The sequence below is a fragment of the Labrys wisconsinensis genome (genome assembly GCF_030814995.1).
Lineage (GTDB): Bacteria > Pseudomonadota > Alphaproteobacteria > Rhizobiales > Labraceae > Labrys > Labrys wisconsinensis.
On record NZ_JAUSVX010000022.1, the window covers coordinates 90,807 to 105,455 of the forward strand.

Below are 14,649 nucleotides of genomic sequence, written 5' to 3' on the forward strand. Positions count from 1 at the left end.
GTGGCGCGGAGATGCGCCCCGCCGGTCGGGCCGGCGGGCGCTCACCTATCATGGACCACGACAGGTTGCACCTTTGCGAACGGGCGCCCTCAGCCGTTGCCGGCGCCGTTCCTGGGATGGCCCGCGAGCTGCGGCACGTCGTCGGCGATGGCGTAATAGTCGCCCTTCTGCGCCGTGCAGAGGTGGAGGGTGAGCTTGAGGCCGGTGGGCTCGTCCAGGGTTCCCGCCGCGATCGAGAAATGCCCGCCGTCCAGCGGCGCATAGAACATCTGGGCGCCGCACTTGCCGCAGAAGCCGCGGCGGATCGAGGGCGAGGACCGGTACCAGCGCAGCTTGCGCCCGTCCTCGATGGCGATGTCCTCCGGCGCGCAGGCGGCATAGGCGGCGACATGGCTGTGCAGGCGGCGGCAGAACCTGCAGTGGCAGGCCCAGATGTCCCGCACCGGGCCGCGTATCGTGTAGCGCACCGCGCCGCACAGGCAGCTGCCGGTGAGCTGCCGCGGTTCTCCTGGAAAGCCCATCCGTCCCATTCCTGTCTTGCCGTTCTGGAGAAAAGGACTATATAACTGGAACTATAGTCACGTCCATAGCCGCGGAGCAACCGGGCCGGATCATCCGGCGCGCCGGGACCGCGGACTCGTCCCGGGCGAAACCACGATGGAGGTTGCCATGTTCGACAGGATCAGGCGTATCCTTGACGACGCGCGAGCGGCGCGGCAGCGTCGGGCCGCCATCGCGCTGCTGGATGGGCTCAGCGATCGCACGCTGGCCGATCTCGGCGTCGAGCGGTGCGACATCGAGCGCCTGGTGGACCGATCCGGTCCGGGGCGCCGGCGCGACGCACCGGCGGGGCTGGTCCATGGCGGCAGGTTTGCGCCGCACGGGTGGTAGAGATGCAGGATATCGCCTTCGACGTCGCGGCCCGGTGCATGGCCGAGCTCGGCCATCCCCACCGGCTGCAGATTTTCCGCCTGCTGGTCCGGGCCGGGCAGGACGGCATGTCGGTCGGCGCGCTGCAGAAGGCGCTCGGCATCCCGAAGTCGACCCTGGCGCACCATATCGCCCAGCTCGTCGCCGCCGGCCTGATGAGCCAGAGCCGCGAGGGCCGCATCCAGCGCTGCCGGGTCGATGCCGAGCGCACCCAGGCGCTGGTGGTGTTCTTCGTCAACGATTGCTGCGAGGGCCTGGCCGACCTGCCGGAGCTGAAGCGCCTGGCCTCGTGAGTGCTTGGAGGGCGACAGAGGCGGGGATTTGCTCTAAACCGGCGCCGATCCCGCTTCGTCTCGTCCGGACCCCTGATGACCTTCACCGTGGAAACCCGCACCATTGCGCCGGACGAGGACGGCATGCGCCTCGACCGCTGGTTCAAGGTGCATTTCCCCGACCTCGCCTTCGGCCACCTGCAGAAGCTGCTGCGCTCCGGCCAGGTGCGGGTCGACGGCGCGCGCGCCAAGACCAACGACCGCCTCGCCGCCGGCCAGAGCGTGCGGGTGCCGCCGCTGCCGCGCAACGACACGCCCGGCGCGCCGGTGCCGCTGAAGCGCGTCGGTCAGGTCCAGAAGGATGCGGAGTACCTGCGCAGCCTCGTCCTGCACGAGGACCGCGACGTCCTGGTGATCAACAAGCCGCACGGCCTCGCCGTGCAGGGCGGCTCGGGCACCGAGCGCCATGTCGACGGCATGCTGGCGGCGCTGGCCGGGCCGGACGGCGAGAAGCCGCGCCTGGTCCATCGCCTCGACCGTGACACCTCGGGCGTGCTGGTCCTGGCCAAGACCCGCAAGGCCGCGGCCGATCTCGGCGCCATCTTCCGCACCCGCTCGGCCCGCAAGATCTACTGGGCCCTGGTCAAGGGCGTGCCGACGCCGAAGCAGGGCCGCATCTCGCTGTTCCTGTCCAAGCAGCTCGGCATCGAGGGCGAGCGCGTCCGCATCATGAAGCACGGCGACGAGGACGCGGTGCATTCGGTGACCTACTATTCCCTGGTCGACCGTGCCGCCAACGCCGTGTCCTGGCTGTCCCTCAAGCCGGTGACCGGCCGCACCCACCAGCTCAGGGCCCACACCGCCCATATCGGCCATCCCATCGTCGGCGACCCCAAATATGGCGAGGGCCTCGAGACCTTGCCCGAAGGGCTGCCGCACAAGCTGCACCTGCATGCGCGCCGCATCACCCTGCCGCATCCGCGCGGCGGCACCCTCGACGTCACCGCCCCGCTGCCCCCGCACATGCGCCAGAGCTTCGACATGCTCGGCTTCGATACGTCGTCCTATGATCCGATCGTGGATGCGCCGGAGGAGTAGGGGGCAGGTGGCGGGGCGAGATGCGGTCCTCGACGAAAGGGGCACGACGCCGGCGTCTTCCCTCCCCCTTGTGGGGAGGGATAAAGGGTGGGGGTCGTGCGGAATGGGGCGCCCCGGCTTGCAGAGGGCGCTTGTGACCTATGTCGCGCCCTGTCTTGATGGACCCCCACCCCGTACCCCTCCCCACAAGGGGGAGGGGAGTGGCTGGCGTCGCGCGAAACAAGTTATCGGACCCACCATGAAGCCCCGCCCTTGACCCAGCACCTCGTCCTCTTCGACGTCGACGGCACGCTCGTCGACAGCCAGCACATCATCCACGCCACCCTGGTCGAGACCCTCGCGCGCCACGGGCGCGAGCCGCTCGACCGCGCCTTCATGCTCGGCGGCGTCGGCCTGTCGCTCATCCCGGCGATGCGCCGCCTGCTCGGTCCCGAGGCGGACGAGGCGCTGGTGGCCGCGGCGGCCGGGACCTACCGCGAAGTCTTCCACCGCCTGCGCGGCGATCCCGCCCATGCCGAGCTGCTGTTTCCCGGCGCTGCCGAGGTGGTCGCCGGCCTCGCCGCCCGCGGCGACGTCGTGCTCGGCATCGTCACCGGCAAGACCCGGCGCGGCATCGACTATATCCTCGACCGCTTCGGCTGGCGCGCGGCCTTCGCCACGGTGCAGACCGCCGAGGACGCGCCGTCCAAGCCCGATCCCGGCATGGTCCTTCTGGCCATGGCCGCCACCGGCTTTCGCGCCGACGCCACGCTGGTGGTCGGCGACACCAGCTGGGACATGACGATGGCCCGCGCCGCCGGCGCCGGCGCCGTCGGCGTCGCCTGGGGCAACCACACGCCCGACATGCTGAGAGAGGGCGGCGCCCAGCGCGTCATCGACCGGTTCGAGGACCTTGCGGCGCTGGTCGGCGCTCCACTCACGGCGGAGGCGTCATGAGCGACGACTGGTTCCCGGAGGGCTCCGACCCCGATCCCAGGCGCGCGGCGCAGAAGGGCCTGCGCCCGGAACTGCCCCGGCGCTTTTACACCGAGGCCGGCGTGGTCGAGCGCGACGGGCTCTTCGCCCTGGCGCTCGACGGCCGGGTGGCGCGCACGCCGGGCAAGCGCCTGCTCGCCGTGCCGTCACGGGCGCTGGCCGAGGCCCTGGCCGGGGAATGGGCAGCCCAGGGCGAGCGCATCGATCCCTCGACCATGCCGATGACGCGCATCGTCAATTCCGCCCTCGACGGCGTCGCCGAGGCCATGCCGGCGGTGGCGGCCGAGATCGCTCGATATGCCGGCTCCGACCTGCTGTGCTACCGCGCCGCCGAGCCCGAGCGCCTCGTCCTGCGCCAGGCCGAGGCCTGGACGCCGCTGCTCGACTGGGCGGCGACGCGCTACGGCGCCCGCCTCGTCCTGGCCGAGGGCATCGTCTTCGCCGAGCAGCCGGCCGAGGCGCTGGCGGCGATCGAGGCGGCGCTCACGCGCTTCGGCCCGATCGGCCTGGCGGCGCTGCACGTCCTCACCACGCTCACCGGCTCGGCCGTCCTGGCGCTGGCCGTGGCCGAGCGGCGGCTCGAGCCGGAGGCGGCCTGGGCCGCGGCCCATGTCGACGAGGATTTCCAGACCGAGCTCTGGGGCGCCGACGAAGAGGCGCAGGCCCGCCGCGCCGCCCGCTGGCGCGAGATGGAGGCGGCTGCCAGGGTGCTGGCGCTGGGCGGACGGGACTGAGGCGAGGGGATCGCGGCCGGCATCGATTGTGGGCCGGCCTCGCGCCGTGCTATCGAGCGGCGGAACAAGCAAAACGCCCGCCGCATGAAGCACATCCTCGAAGAACTGGAAGTCCGCCGCGCCCAGGCGCGCCTCGGCGGCGGCGAGAAGCGCATCGCTGCCCAGCACGCCAAGGGCAAGCTCACCGCCCGCGAGCGCATCGACATCCTGCTCGATGCCGGGTCCTTCGAGGAATTCGACGCCTTCGTCGAGCACCGCGCCGTCGATTTCGGCATGGCCAAGATGCGAATCGCCGGTGATGGCGTCGTCACCGGCTGGGGCACGGTGAACGGGCGCAAGGTCTTCCTGTTCGCCAAGGACTTCACCGTGTTCGGCGGCTCGCTGTCGGAGACCCACGCCGCCAAGATCAACAAGATCCAGGACATGGCGCTGAAGAACCGCGCCCCGATCATCGGCCTGTTCGATGCCGGCGGGGCCCGCATCCAGGAGGGCGTCGCGGCGCTCGGCGGCTATGGCGAGGTGTTCCGGCGCAATGTCGTCGCCTCCGGCGTCATCCCGCAGATCTCGGTGATCATGGGACCCTGCGCCGGCGGCGACGTCTATTCGCCGGCCATGACCGACTTCATCTTCATGGTGAAGGATACCAGCTACATGTTCGTCACCGGCCCCGACGTGGTGAAGACGGTGACCAACGAGACGGTGACCGCCGAGGAGCTGGGCGGGGCCTCCGTCCATGCGGTGAAGTCCTCGGTGGCGGACGGCGCCTACGAGAACGACGTCGAGGCGCTGCTGCAGCTGCGCCGCTTCATCGACTTCCTGCCGGCCAACAATGCGTCCGGCGTGCCGGAGATCCCGTCCTTCGACGATCCCGAGCGCATCGAGCCCTCGCTCGACACGCTGGTGCCCGACAACGCCAACAAGCCCTACGACATCAGGGAGCTGGTGACCAAGCTCGTCGACGAGGGCGACTTCTTCGAGATCCAGGCGAGCTTCGCCCGCAACATCGTCGTCGGCTTCGGCCGGCTCGACGGGCGCACCATCGGCATCGTCGCCAACCAGCCGATGGTGCTGGCCGGCGTGCTCGACAGCGACGCCTCGCGCAAGGCGGCGCGTTTCGTGCGCTTCTGCGACGCTTTCGAGATCCCGATCGTCACCCTGGTCGACGTGCCGGGCTTCCTGCCGGGCACGGCGCAGGAATATGGCGGCCTGATCAAGCATGGCGCCAAGCTGCTCTTCGCCTATTCGCAGGCGACCGTGCCGCTGGTCACGGTGATCACCCGCAAGGCCTTCGGCGGCGCCTATGACGTGATGGCGTCCAAGCATGTCGGCGCCGACGTCAACTATGCCTGGCCCACGGCGCAGATCGCCGTGATGGGCGCCAAGGGCGCGGTCGAGATCATCTTCCGGCAGGATATCGACGCACCCGATGTCATCGCCGAGCAGGTCAAGCGCTACGAGGACCGCTTCCTCTCGCCTTTCGTCGCCGCCGAGCGCGGCTATGTCGACGAGGTGATCGAGCCTTCGCAGACCCGCAAACGCGTCGCCCGGGCGCTGGCCATGCTGCGCACCAAGGCGGTGGAAGCCCCACGCAAGAAGCACGACAACATCCCGCTCTGAGGGGCGGGCGCTACTTCGCCTCCGCCACCCAGGCGCTGTCCGGCCCGCGGGCGAAATAGACCGTGACCTCGTGCTCCGGGGCATCCGGCCCGGGCCGGACGGCGGTCACGCACAGGACGCCGGGCCGGCCCGCCGGGCGCGCGCAGGACTTGATGCGCAGGGTCAGGGCCTCCTGCCCGCTGTCGCCCTGAGAGCGGGCGATGGGCCGATAGGCGGCGGTCGCCTCGGCGTCGCTGGGCTCGTCGAGCGCCTGGGCCGCTCCGGCCAGCGCCAGGGCCGGCAGAGCGGCGATGAAGACTGCGTGACGGCGGTGCATCTTCGGCCTCCCGTCGGACGGGGACGTCGCGCGAACTGCCGAATCAACCGCCATGGCGGGCACGAGGTTCCCGCCGGCGAACCGGGCGTGCCGACGTCGATCAGACGTCCCGGACCGGCCGGGCTCGCCGATGGGCGGCCAGCTGGATGCGCTGGCGAGCCGTCGCCACCGCGCTGAGGTCGAGGCGAGCCGCGACGATGCCCTCGCCGAGGCCGCGCCGGGCGATGACCGTGCCCCAGGGCTCGACGATCAGCGAATGACCATAGGTGTGGAGGATCTCCCCATCCTCCTCGTAGGCACCCTCGAGGGCAGGGGCGAGAAGGAAGCATTGCGTCTCGATGGCGCGCGCCCTGAGCAGGGGCTCCCAATGTTCCTTGCCGGTCTGCAGCGTGAAGGCTGCGGGCATGGCGATGATCTCGGCGCCGCGCCGGACGAGCGCCTGGAAGAGCTCCGGGAAGCGCAGATCGTAGCAGATCGTGCAGCCGATCGTGACGCCTTCGAGATCATAGGTGACGATCTCCGAGCCCGCCCGGTAGAGCCAGCCCTCGTCATAGGCCACCCCGTCCGGGGTGGTGATCGAGAACAGGTGCATCTTGCGATAGCGGGCGACCTCCCGGCCCGACCGATCGAAGGCGACGGTGGTGTTGAAGATCCGCTCGCCGTCGCGCTCGTTCAGCGAGCCGGCGTGGACGAAGATCCCGTGACGGGCGGCGGCGGCCTTCAGCAGGGTGTAGGCCTCGCCGTCCGGGAACGACTCGGCGGACGCCATCTGCGCGTCCCGCGTGCCGCCGAAGGCGGTGAAGCATTCCGGCAGCATGACGAGGTCGGGCTGCTCCTCCTTCACGGCGCGATCGATGAGACGGACCGCCACCGCCAAGTTCGCGGTCTTGTCCGCTCCGGCATTCATCTGGATGAGGGCGACTTTCAAGGGAAACCCCGCGCTGGCCGAGCTTGGCGGCATGGCATGGCCGTCAGCCCGATTAATGCATTTTGAATGCTACAAGAGCATTTGATTTGTCGATTCAGGCTATGTCAATGTTTTTTAATTGACATAAGCATTTTATCGATCTTCTCTAGCCAGCCATGGCGGGGGGCGTCTCGACGGCAATCGGGACCCACGCGGCACGACGCGGGGCGTCGCCCGGCGGAGGTCTCTCGTCACATGGGGCCGATGGCGGGCGTTTCGCGCCGAGGCCCGCGAACTCTTGCTTCAAGGGCCCAGGAAGGCCCGAACAATGCCGGATCCACCGGCGCCATCCAGCCATGGAGACCCTGAAATGATGATCAGACCAGGCCTGCGCCGGTGCTCTCTCGCTCTGTCAGCCGTGTTCGCCTTGTTCGCCGCCGGATCGATCCGGGCGCAGGCGGAAAGCCTGCATGTCTATGCCTGGAACGGCGAGATGCCCGAGGAGGTCGTGAACGACTTTGCCAGGGAAAACGGCGTCGACGTCACATTCGACGTGTATGACAGCAACGAATCCATGATTGCCAAGCTGGAGGCCGGCGCGACTGGATATGACGTGGTCCAGCCCACGCAATATGCCGTCCAGATCCTGATGCGGGAGCACCTTCTCGCTCCGATCGACCATTCCAAGGTGCCGAACCTCGCCAATCTCGGGGCGTTCTTCCAATCGGTGTCCTATGATGCCGGGAACAAATACTCCGTCCCGGGGGTGTGGGGCACAACGGGCTTCGCCTACAACACCGACTGCGTGAAGGAGCCGATCAGCAGCTGGAAGGCCCTGTGGAGCGAGGCCTACAAGGGGCGCATCTACATGCTGGACAACATGCTGGGTGCCTATATCGCCGGCCTTCAGTTGAACGGCTACCACGCCAGCACCCAAGATCCCGCGGAGATCGCCAAGGCGACGGCGTCGCTGATCGAGCAGAAGAAGGTCCTCGGCGGTTACAACAGCAGCACCTTCGCCGATCTCGTCTCCTCCGGCGAGGCCTGTATCGCCGAAGCCTGGAGCGGCAATGTCCTGCAGGTCATGGCCGACAATCCGAAGGTGAAATTCGTGCTCCCCGACGAGGGCGGGACGATGTTCATCGAAAACTATGCGATCGTCGCCAATTCCAGGAACATCCCCACCGCCCACAAGTTCCTGGACTATCTGCTGCGGCCCGACGTTGCGGCGAAGATCACGCGCCTGACGCGGATCGCCAACACCGTCGATGCCTCAAAGGCGCTTCTGCCGCCCGAGATCGCGAACAATCCGGCCATCTATCCGCCCGAGGCGAAAATCCGGAAGGCCGATTTCATCCTCGATACCGGTCAGGCGACGGCGCTCTACCAGGAGGGCTGGACCAAGGTGAAGGTCGCCCGCTGATCCCCGGGCGACGGGCTGGCTGCCCTCGATGTGCCGGCAGGGCGTGCCGGCACAGGCGGGGATCCGGCCCTCAGCGGCGGGTCCGCAGGTCGGCGATCGGTTCGACGGTCCTGGGATGCGACCCGCCGGGCAGCTCGTAGAAGCCGCGCGAGGGCGAGGCGAGGCGGCCGCTCTTGACCATGCGGTGCAGGCGCACCGACAGGCTCGCCTTGGTGATGGAATAGTCGTTGAGGTCCTGCAGCCGCTCGTAGATGGCGGAGAGGTTGGTGGCCGATTCGTCCTCGCGGACGATGTCGAGGATCGACAGCTCGATCTCCGGCAGGCGCTCGCGGGGCGGCTCTGCCGGCACGGCGCTGCCGGCGACGATGCGCGGCCGGCCGACCTGCGGCGCCGGCTGGCCCCTCGACGCTGCGTCCGGCCCCAGGATGGCGAGGATCTCCTCGCGCAGGCCCGCCGCGAAGCCGGCGTCGAGCTCGTCGAGCCCACGCAGCAGCAGCGCGATCTTCCAGGCGAGCGTCCGCGCTTCGCCGGCCGTGGTCTGTGCGGCCCGTTCGAAGCTTTCGTCGGAGGAAGCGTTCATGCCGACACCTCGGGCCGCGCCGGCGGCGCCGCCCGCCGGCGCATTCAGGTTAGGCGGCTTGCACCCGTCTTACAAGAAAATTGGCCGCCTGCGCCGGGGTTGAAAGATAGATGCGACCGTTGACGAGTGAAATTTTATGTAATATTTGTAATTTCATGGTCGGACGTTTCGAGGTCCTGCCGCCTGCGGACAGATCGGGGGATGAGATGGCGACCGTCGTGGCGCTCGGCATGGCTTTGGCTGCCGCTCTCGCTGTCTGGAAGCTGGTGGCGCCCTGGAAAGTGCGGGCGCGGCGCCAGGTCAGCCATCTCGGCAACGGCTTCAGCATCATGGACCTCGGCATCACCGCCGAGCGGGCGCCGCGGTCCTACGAGGTCGCCTTCTATTTCACCTTCAAGCGCAAGCCCCAGGCCGGATTGTAAGATCGGGTCGGATGCGGTTGGGCTCCGGCGTAAGGGGCAAGGCGCCGATCCTTTCTCACCTCGACGACTCCGTCATGGCCGGGCTCGTCCCTCCCCACGAGGGGGAGGGATCGGTTGCCGTCGCTCTCAAGTCCAGGATCGTTCTCGTCGCAGCCGATCTCGCGGCCGCCTCTACCCCGCCAGCCCGCGCAGCCAGGCGGTGGTGCGGGTGAGGTCCTCGCGGGTGAGGCCGTGGCCTGCGGGCAGGACCTGATGGGTCACCGCCGCGCCCGCCCCGGTGAGGATCTCCGCCAGGCGCCGGGCATTCTCGGCGGGGATGATCGGATCGGCGGCGCCGGAGAGGATCAGCACCGGCTTGCCGGAGAGGTCGGGCGCGTTCTGCGGCTCGAACGGCACCATGGCGCGCAGCAGCACCGCGCCGGCCAGGGCTTCGGGCCGGCGCAGCAGCAGCGCGGCGGCGATGTTGGCGCCGTTGGAGAAGCCGAGCGCCACCGGCGCCCCGAGGCCGTAGGCGCGGCGGCCCTCGGCGACGAAATCGGCCAGCGCCTGCGTCCGCGCCTCGAGGTCGGCGAGGTCGAACACGCCTTCGGCCAGGCGGCGGAAGAAGCGGTTGGCGCTGCCTTCGCGCACCTGGCCGCGCGGGGAGAGCAGCGCCGTGCCGGGGGCGACGGCCTCGCCGAGCGGCACCAGGTCGTCCTCGTCCCCGCCGGTGCCGTGCAGCAGCAGCAGGGGATGGGCGCGGTCGCCGTCGACGAAGCGGTGGATATGGGACAGGGAAGGGGTCTGACGGGTCATGGCGGTTCCATGGGAGCGTGGGGAGATTCAGAGTCTCCGACAGGGGGGCCGTAATCCGCGAACGGCACGATTGCATGTGCACGAGCGTCCGCGGAGTTCTCCATCAAATATGATCGTCGGCGCGCAACATTTCGATCGCATGCGCCCGCCTTGCCGCCATCCTCGCAGCCATTCGCTGCCGCTTGGCAGGACGCAACCGGTTGAACCAGGCCTTGAGCCTCGTCTTCAGGCGCTGCTTGCGGTGCTCCGGCTTGCAATGCTGCGCCACGAAATCAGGCCAGCCATGCGCGGCCAACTGCGCGCGAAGCCGCTCGGTATGCACGGGATCGTGCGGCCAGAGTTGCTCGATCCACGGCTTGAGATGCCCGGTATAATGCCAGATCAGCGGCCGACAGTGTGCATCGAGCCCGAGTCCGAAAAAGGGGAACTGGAAATTGTAGCGTTGCGACAGCCGCATCCATTGGCCTCGGAGCACGAAATTGAGGGCATCCTGGTCCATGCTGATGGCAAGCTTGCCGCACCTGGCGAGAAAAGCGAAGCATTCGGCGGCGACATCGATCCTGCGCCAGGCATCGAGATCGATCAGCAGCACGCCGGCGTTGAAATACGGAGCATTCGGTGCAAGGCCGATATTGGTCAGGTGCTTGCGCCACGCGTCCGCGTGCTCGCCGTCGCGGCGCAGGATATCGCCGGCATCGGTCGCCGCCGCGACAACCGCGCCCTTGAGATCAAGCGCGAAAATATCGGTGAAGCCCGGCTCAACCTCGATGTCGCAATCGAGATAGAGCACGCGGGCATAGCGCTCGTCGAGCAACTCGCCGAGGAAGAGCCGGCCATAGGTCGTGTCGGTGACCCGGGAATGCGTGGCGGCGTTTTGCGGGATGCGGCCGGACAGATCGACGTGACGTACGCTGACATCCCGGTCCTGAGCATAGCGTGCGACTAGCGCTGCATCATCGGTGAAGACAATGACGTCCGCCACCGAACCTGCTGCATCATGCGCGGCACGCCCGAGAACATAGGCAAGAGGAAAATAACCGGCGTCGGTAAAGATGGCAATAGCGTTCTTCCGCATGATGTCGACCTGGGCAGGCGTGTCCGGCACTGAGGGGATACCTCAGTCCAACGCATCGTGCCAGCATGATGAGTCATGATTTTATCTCCAGACTTAATCTAATGAATTAGGTAAAGGTGGTCGACATATGGTATAGAATCTTGCATAGTTGCCTCTTTGTATCCAAATATATTATGTAAGATGGCGCGAAGTTTATGAAACTGCGCGGTCAGAATATTAAAAAGATGTCACGATTTTATATTCTAAAAATGGATCGTCTTAAATTTATCAAAGAGAATCTTATTTGAAAAACTGATGATACGGCTGCGTCCGAACGTGGGCGTGCCATTTCAGAAAAAGCTTATCCCTTGTGGCATCTCCGATAGGGGATCCGTAAGCGCCTCGCCTATAGGTGAATGGGAGGTGGTGCCAGCTTTGCCGGATGAAGGATTACAAGCGGAGCAGTCTCACAGTTTGGGCTTGCAAGTACCACCTTGTGTGGGCGACGAAGTATGGCTATCCGATTCTCGGCGAGGACGTTGGCAATCGGTGTCGGGAACTTCTGTGGGAGATCTCGAGTGGTCATGAAACGGCGATCTACGCCGCTTCGATCAGTCGCGATCACGTGCACATGCTGATCAGCATCCCGCCGCAGCTGTCCGTGTCACGAGCGGTGCAGCTCCTGAAGGACAAGAATTCTCACGACTTGCTGTCGGAATATGCAGTCTGCACAAGCGTTATTGAGGGCGGCAGCTTAGGGGCAGGGGTTATTGGGTGTCATCGAGCGGGAGCGTCGCCGACGATGTCTGGAAGCAATATACAGAGGGCCAGAAGCCCCCGAGCCGGACGATGCCTTTGAAGGACTGCAGTCGACGAACGTCGATGATATCCGGCTTCCAGCGGAACGAGGGGGAGGTGACGTTCGACAGCTCCGCCTCCGATGCGGACCTGCAGCGGCTGAAGGAGACCGTCGATCGTCATCGGCCCGTCCTCGACATCCTCAGCAACCCGGTGCCGGTCGCCCCTGCCGCCGCGCGGGCGGCAGGGGTGGAGAGCGCGGCCGCCTGACCTGCGCAGAGTTTCGCAGAACACGTTTCCAGCCCGCGAAACTCCGCTGACACCTTGATGTTCTGCAGAATTTCCAAGCCCGCCCTGCGGGCGGCGTTCAGGAATTCTGCTGGCAGCACCCCAGGCTCAATCCAGCGCCGGCAGCGCCGCCGCGATCGCCTCGCGATGCGCCTCGAACTGCGGCGGCAGCTTCAACGCCTCGCCGAGCGTCTCGATGCTCTCGTCGACCGTGAAGCCGGGATCGTCGGTGGCGATCTCGAAGATGACGCCGCCGGGCTCGCGGAAATAGACCGAGCGGAAATAGCTGCGGTCCTTCTGCTCCGTCGCCCGGCCGCCCTGCGCCTGCAGGGCGGCGGCCATGGCCGCCTGCGCCGCGTCGTCCGCCGCCCGGAAGGCGACGTGATGGACAGTGCCGGTGCCCATGCGCCCGCCGATGAAGCCGGGCGCCTCGCGCAGGTCCACCACGGCGCCCGGGTCCGCGCCGAGGGCGGCGAAGCGCCGGCGCGTGCCTTCGGCCGCGACCTCGCGCATGCCGAAGACCTCGCGCAGCACCGCGGCGGTGCCCTCGCTCTCCGACAGCCACAGCGTCACGCCGTGGAAGCCCTCGACGGCGTGCTCGGCCGGCACCGTGCCGGACCAGTCGCCGGCCGGCGCGGCGGTGCCGGCCGCGACCAGCTCCAGGCGGATCCCGTCCGGGTCCTTGAAGCCGAGCACGTTCTCGCCGAAGCGCTTCTCCGGCCCGTCGAAGGCGATGCCCTGCTCGATCAGGCGCTGCGTCCACCAGCCCAGCGAGGCGCGCGGGATGCGGAAGGCGATCTCCGCCGCCTGGCCGAGGCCGAGGCGGCCGGGATTGGCGCCCTCCCAGGCAAAGAAGGTCAGGATCGTGCCGGGCCGCCCGGTCGCGTCGCCGAAATAGAGATGATAGGCGCCGGGATCGTCGAAATTGACGGTGCGCTTCACCAGCCGCAGCCCGAGCACCTCGGTGTAGAAGCGGACGTTGCGCTTGACGTCGCGGGTGATGGCGGTGACGTGGTGGATGCCGGCGCTGGCGGCGGTCTTCCCCGGCATCCCGGCGGCCCGGTCCTCGATCGTGATGGCCATTTTCTGTCCTCCTCGACGCATCGTCGCCGGCCCGACCTCGGGCTCCGGCTCGGAAATGCGCGCTAAAGTCATGAAAACCATGGATTTTCCGGCATTGCCCTGCGGAAGACGCCGGAGAGCCCGAGGGAGAGCTCCCTCTCGATCACGACAAATGAGCGCCGCACTGCCGCCGGAAAAGCCGTGCAATTTCAGCTTGCACCGACGCAAAGCCCGCCGGGGCAGCGGGTGTGACATCCGACACATCCTCTTAACCCCAACGCGCGTTAAGACTTGGCTATTAACGTGGTCTTGATCGATGTCGATTAAAGGTTAACGCGTCAAACAAACCAAGACGTGACCAAGAAAAGAAGGTCATGGAGGCGTCGGACATGTCGAGCGAAACCATTCCTCCGATCGTGCAGTCGATCATCGACGGCAAGGTGGTCGAGAAGGACGAGATCATCACCCTGCGCCGCTGGTTCTACGGCGACGGCATCATCCATGCCGAGGACGCGCTTGCGCTGTTCAAGGCCAATGCGGTGCTGGACGGGCGCTGCCCCGAATTCAACCGCCTCTTCGTCGAGGCGCTGACCGATTATGTCGTCTACCAGCTGATGCCGACGGGCCGCATCACCGCCGAGAAGGCGGCCTGGCTGATGGCCGAGATGGGCGGGCCGGACGCCTTCGTCGAGACCGCCTCCGAGCTGGAGCTGCTCGTCAACGTCATGGAAGAGGCGCACGAGATCCCCAACAGCCTCGCCGCCTTCGCCCTGGCCCAGGTCAAGCACGCCGCCATCACCGGCGAGGGGCCGGCAGCCCGGGGCCGGGTGCATTTCTCCCGCACGGTCGACGCCGCCGACGTCGAGCTCCTCGGCCGCATCCTGTCCCACAATGGCGGGGCAATCTCGCGGGCCGAGGCCGAGATCCTGTTCGACATCGCCGACGCCTGCACCGGTCCGGCCAATGACGAGGCCTGGTCGCAGCTCTTCGTGCGCGCCATCGCCAACCATCTGCTCGGCTCCGCAGCGCCGCTCGAGCGCGCGGCCGGCCCGGCGCCCGCGGCCACCGCCGTCTTCGGTCCGGAGGGCGACTGGTCGAGCCTGGTCACCCAGATCGATCCGGCCGGCGCCAGCTGGCTGCAGTCGCGCATCCATCGCGACGGCCGGGTCAGCAAGGCCGAACGGGCCCTGCTCGCCTTCGTCGACGCCCCGGTCGGCGACACCGTCGCGGCCTCCGCCATCGTCCGCATGGCCTGACCCGTTCTCTCTTCCTCCGAGGCGACTGGCGGCCGGCTTGTCCGGCCGCTTTTTTGTCGGCGGGGCCGTCATGGCGCGGGGTAGGCCTGACTGCCGCCTTGTCTCGTCTCTTCGAGGGAACG

18 protein-coding genes are annotated in these 14,649 nt (G+C 67.5%); 11 read left to right on the forward strand and 7 right to left on the reverse strand.

What is annotated here, in order from left to right; translation table 11 throughout:
- Positions 1–89 precede the first annotated feature (89 nt).
- Positions 90–521, reverse strand: a complete 432-nt coding sequence (locus QO011_RS37010; RefSeq protein WP_307283954.1) for a GFA family protein — start codon at positions 519–521, stop codon at positions 90–92.
- A 148-nt stretch (positions 522–669) separates the two neighbouring features.
- Between QO011_RS37010 and QO011_RS37015 the strand changes: the two genes are divergently transcribed.
- The 6 genes from QO011_RS37015 to QO011_RS37040 all read left to right on the forward strand — a co-directional run bounded on the left by QO011_RS37015 (position 670) and on the right by QO011_RS37040 (position 5,626).
- Complete coding sequence (locus tag QO011_RS37015) at positions 670–891, forward strand: YjiS-like domain-containing protein (protein WP_307283956.1); 222 nt, start codon at positions 670–672, stop codon at positions 889–891.
- A 2-nt stretch (positions 892–893) separates the two neighbouring features.
- Positions 894–1,223 (forward strand): ArsR/SmtB family transcription factor, encoded by a 330-nt coding sequence (locus tag QO011_RS37020; RefSeq protein WP_307283958.1) that lies wholly within the window; start codon positions 894–896, stop codon positions 1,221–1,223.
- A gap of 75 nt (positions 1,224–1,298) precedes the next feature.
- Positions 1,299–2,300 (forward strand): RluA family pseudouridine synthase, encoded by a 1,002-nt coding sequence (locus QO011_RS37025; RefSeq protein WP_307283962.1) that lies wholly within the window; start codon positions 1,299–1,301, stop codon positions 2,298–2,300.
- Between the two features lie 252 nt (positions 2,301–2,552).
- Positions 2,553–3,236 (forward strand): HAD-IA family hydrolase, encoded by a 684-nt coding sequence (locus QO011_RS37030; protein WP_307283964.1) that lies wholly within the window; start codon positions 2,553–2,555, stop codon positions 3,234–3,236.
- Positions 3,233–4,009 carry an ATP12 family chaperone protein gene (locus QO011_RS37035; protein WP_307283966.1) on the forward strand — a complete coding sequence of 259 codons (777 nt, stop codon included), beginning with the start codon at positions 3,233–3,235 and terminating at the stop codon, positions 4,007–4,009. Before QO011_RS37030 ends, QO011_RS37035 begins: the two co-directional genes overlap by 4 nt.
- An 84-nt stretch (positions 4,010–4,093) precedes the next feature.
- Positions 4,094–5,626, forward strand: a complete 1,533-nt coding sequence (locus tag QO011_RS37040) for an acyl-CoA carboxylase subunit beta (protein ID WP_307283967.1) — start codon at positions 4,094–4,096, stop codon at positions 5,624–5,626.
- Positions 5,627–5,636: 10 nt separating this feature from the next.
- On the opposite strand, the gene QO011_RS37045 is transcribed toward QO011_RS37040, so the two are convergent.
- Together QO011_RS37045 and QO011_RS37050 are read right to left on the reverse strand one after the other, a co-directional pair.
- Positions 5,637–5,942, reverse strand: coding sequence for a hypothetical protein (locus QO011_RS37045; RefSeq protein WP_307283969.1), 306 nt, complete (start codon positions 5,940–5,942; stop codon positions 5,637–5,639).
- A 100-nt stretch (positions 5,943–6,042) separates the two neighbouring features.
- Entirely contained in the window at positions 6,043–6,870 is an 828-nt protein-coding gene (locus QO011_RS37050) for a carbon-nitrogen hydrolase family protein (protein ID WP_307283971.1), read from the reverse strand.
- Positions 6,871–7,147: 277 nt separating this feature from the next.
- Between QO011_RS37050 and QO011_RS37055 the strand changes: the two genes are divergently transcribed.
- Positions 7,148–8,272 (forward strand): ABC transporter substrate-binding protein, encoded by a 1,125-nt coding sequence (locus tag QO011_RS37055; RefSeq protein ID WP_307283972.1) that lies wholly within the window; start codon positions 7,148–7,150, stop codon positions 8,270–8,272.
- Positions 8,273–8,342: 70 nt separating this feature from the next.
- On the opposite strand, the gene QO011_RS37060 is transcribed toward QO011_RS37055, so the two are convergent.
- Complete coding sequence (locus QO011_RS37060; protein ID WP_307283974.1) at positions 8,343–8,852, reverse strand: hypothetical protein; 510 nt, start codon at positions 8,850–8,852, stop codon at positions 8,343–8,345.
- Positions 8,853–9,058: 206 nt separating this feature from the next.
- Between QO011_RS37060 and QO011_RS37065 the strand changes: the two genes are divergently transcribed.
- A complete protein-coding gene (locus QO011_RS37065; protein WP_307283976.1) occupies positions 9,059–9,274 on the forward strand; it encodes a hypothetical protein in 216 nt (71 codons plus the stop codon).
- A 171-nt stretch (positions 9,275–9,445) separates the two neighbouring features.
- On the opposite strand, the gene QO011_RS37070 is transcribed toward QO011_RS37065, so the two are convergent.
- Positions 9,446–10,069, reverse strand: coding sequence for an alpha/beta hydrolase (locus tag QO011_RS37070; protein WP_307283977.1), 624 nt, complete (start codon positions 10,067–10,069; stop codon positions 9,446–9,448).
- Between the two features lie 103 nt (positions 10,070–10,172).
- On the reverse strand, positions 10,173–11,144 hold the full coding sequence (locus QO011_RS37075; RefSeq protein WP_307283980.1) for a glycosyltransferase family 8 protein: 972 nt from the start codon (positions 11,142–11,144) through the stop codon (positions 10,173–10,175).
- A 421-nt stretch (positions 11,145–11,565) separates the two neighbouring features.
- Here QO011_RS37075 and tnpA point away from each other — a divergent pair, with 421 nt between their 5' ends.
- Both tnpA and QO011_RS37085 read left to right on the forward strand, forming a co-directional pair.
- Positions 11,566–11,982, forward strand: a complete 417-nt coding sequence (gene tnpA / locus QO011_RS37080; protein WP_307283982.1) for an IS200/IS605 family transposase — start codon at positions 11,566–11,568, stop codon at positions 11,980–11,982.
- Positions 11,983–12,038: 56 nt separating this feature from the next.
- The gene (locus QO011_RS37085; RefSeq protein ID WP_307283984.1) at positions 12,039–12,191 is read left to right on the forward strand and encodes a hypothetical protein; all 153 of its coding nucleotides are present in this window, start codon (positions 12,039–12,041) and stop codon (positions 12,189–12,191) included.
- A 126-nt stretch (positions 12,192–12,317) separates the two neighbouring features.
- Here the strand turns inward: QO011_RS37085 and QO011_RS37090 are convergent, their stop codons facing one another.
- Positions 12,318–13,292, reverse strand: coding sequence for a ring-cleaving dioxygenase (locus tag QO011_RS37090; RefSeq protein ID WP_307283986.1), 975 nt, complete (start codon positions 13,290–13,292; stop codon positions 12,318–12,320).
- 368 nt (positions 13,293–13,660) lie between these two features.
- On the opposite strand from QO011_RS37090, the gene QO011_RS37095 reads away from it, so the two are divergent.
- Positions 13,661–14,527 carry a hypothetical protein gene (locus QO011_RS37095; protein WP_307283988.1) on the forward strand — a complete coding sequence of 289 codons (867 nt, stop codon included), beginning with the start codon at positions 13,661–13,663 and terminating at the stop codon, positions 14,525–14,527.
- Positions 14,528–14,649 lie beyond the last annotated feature (122 nt).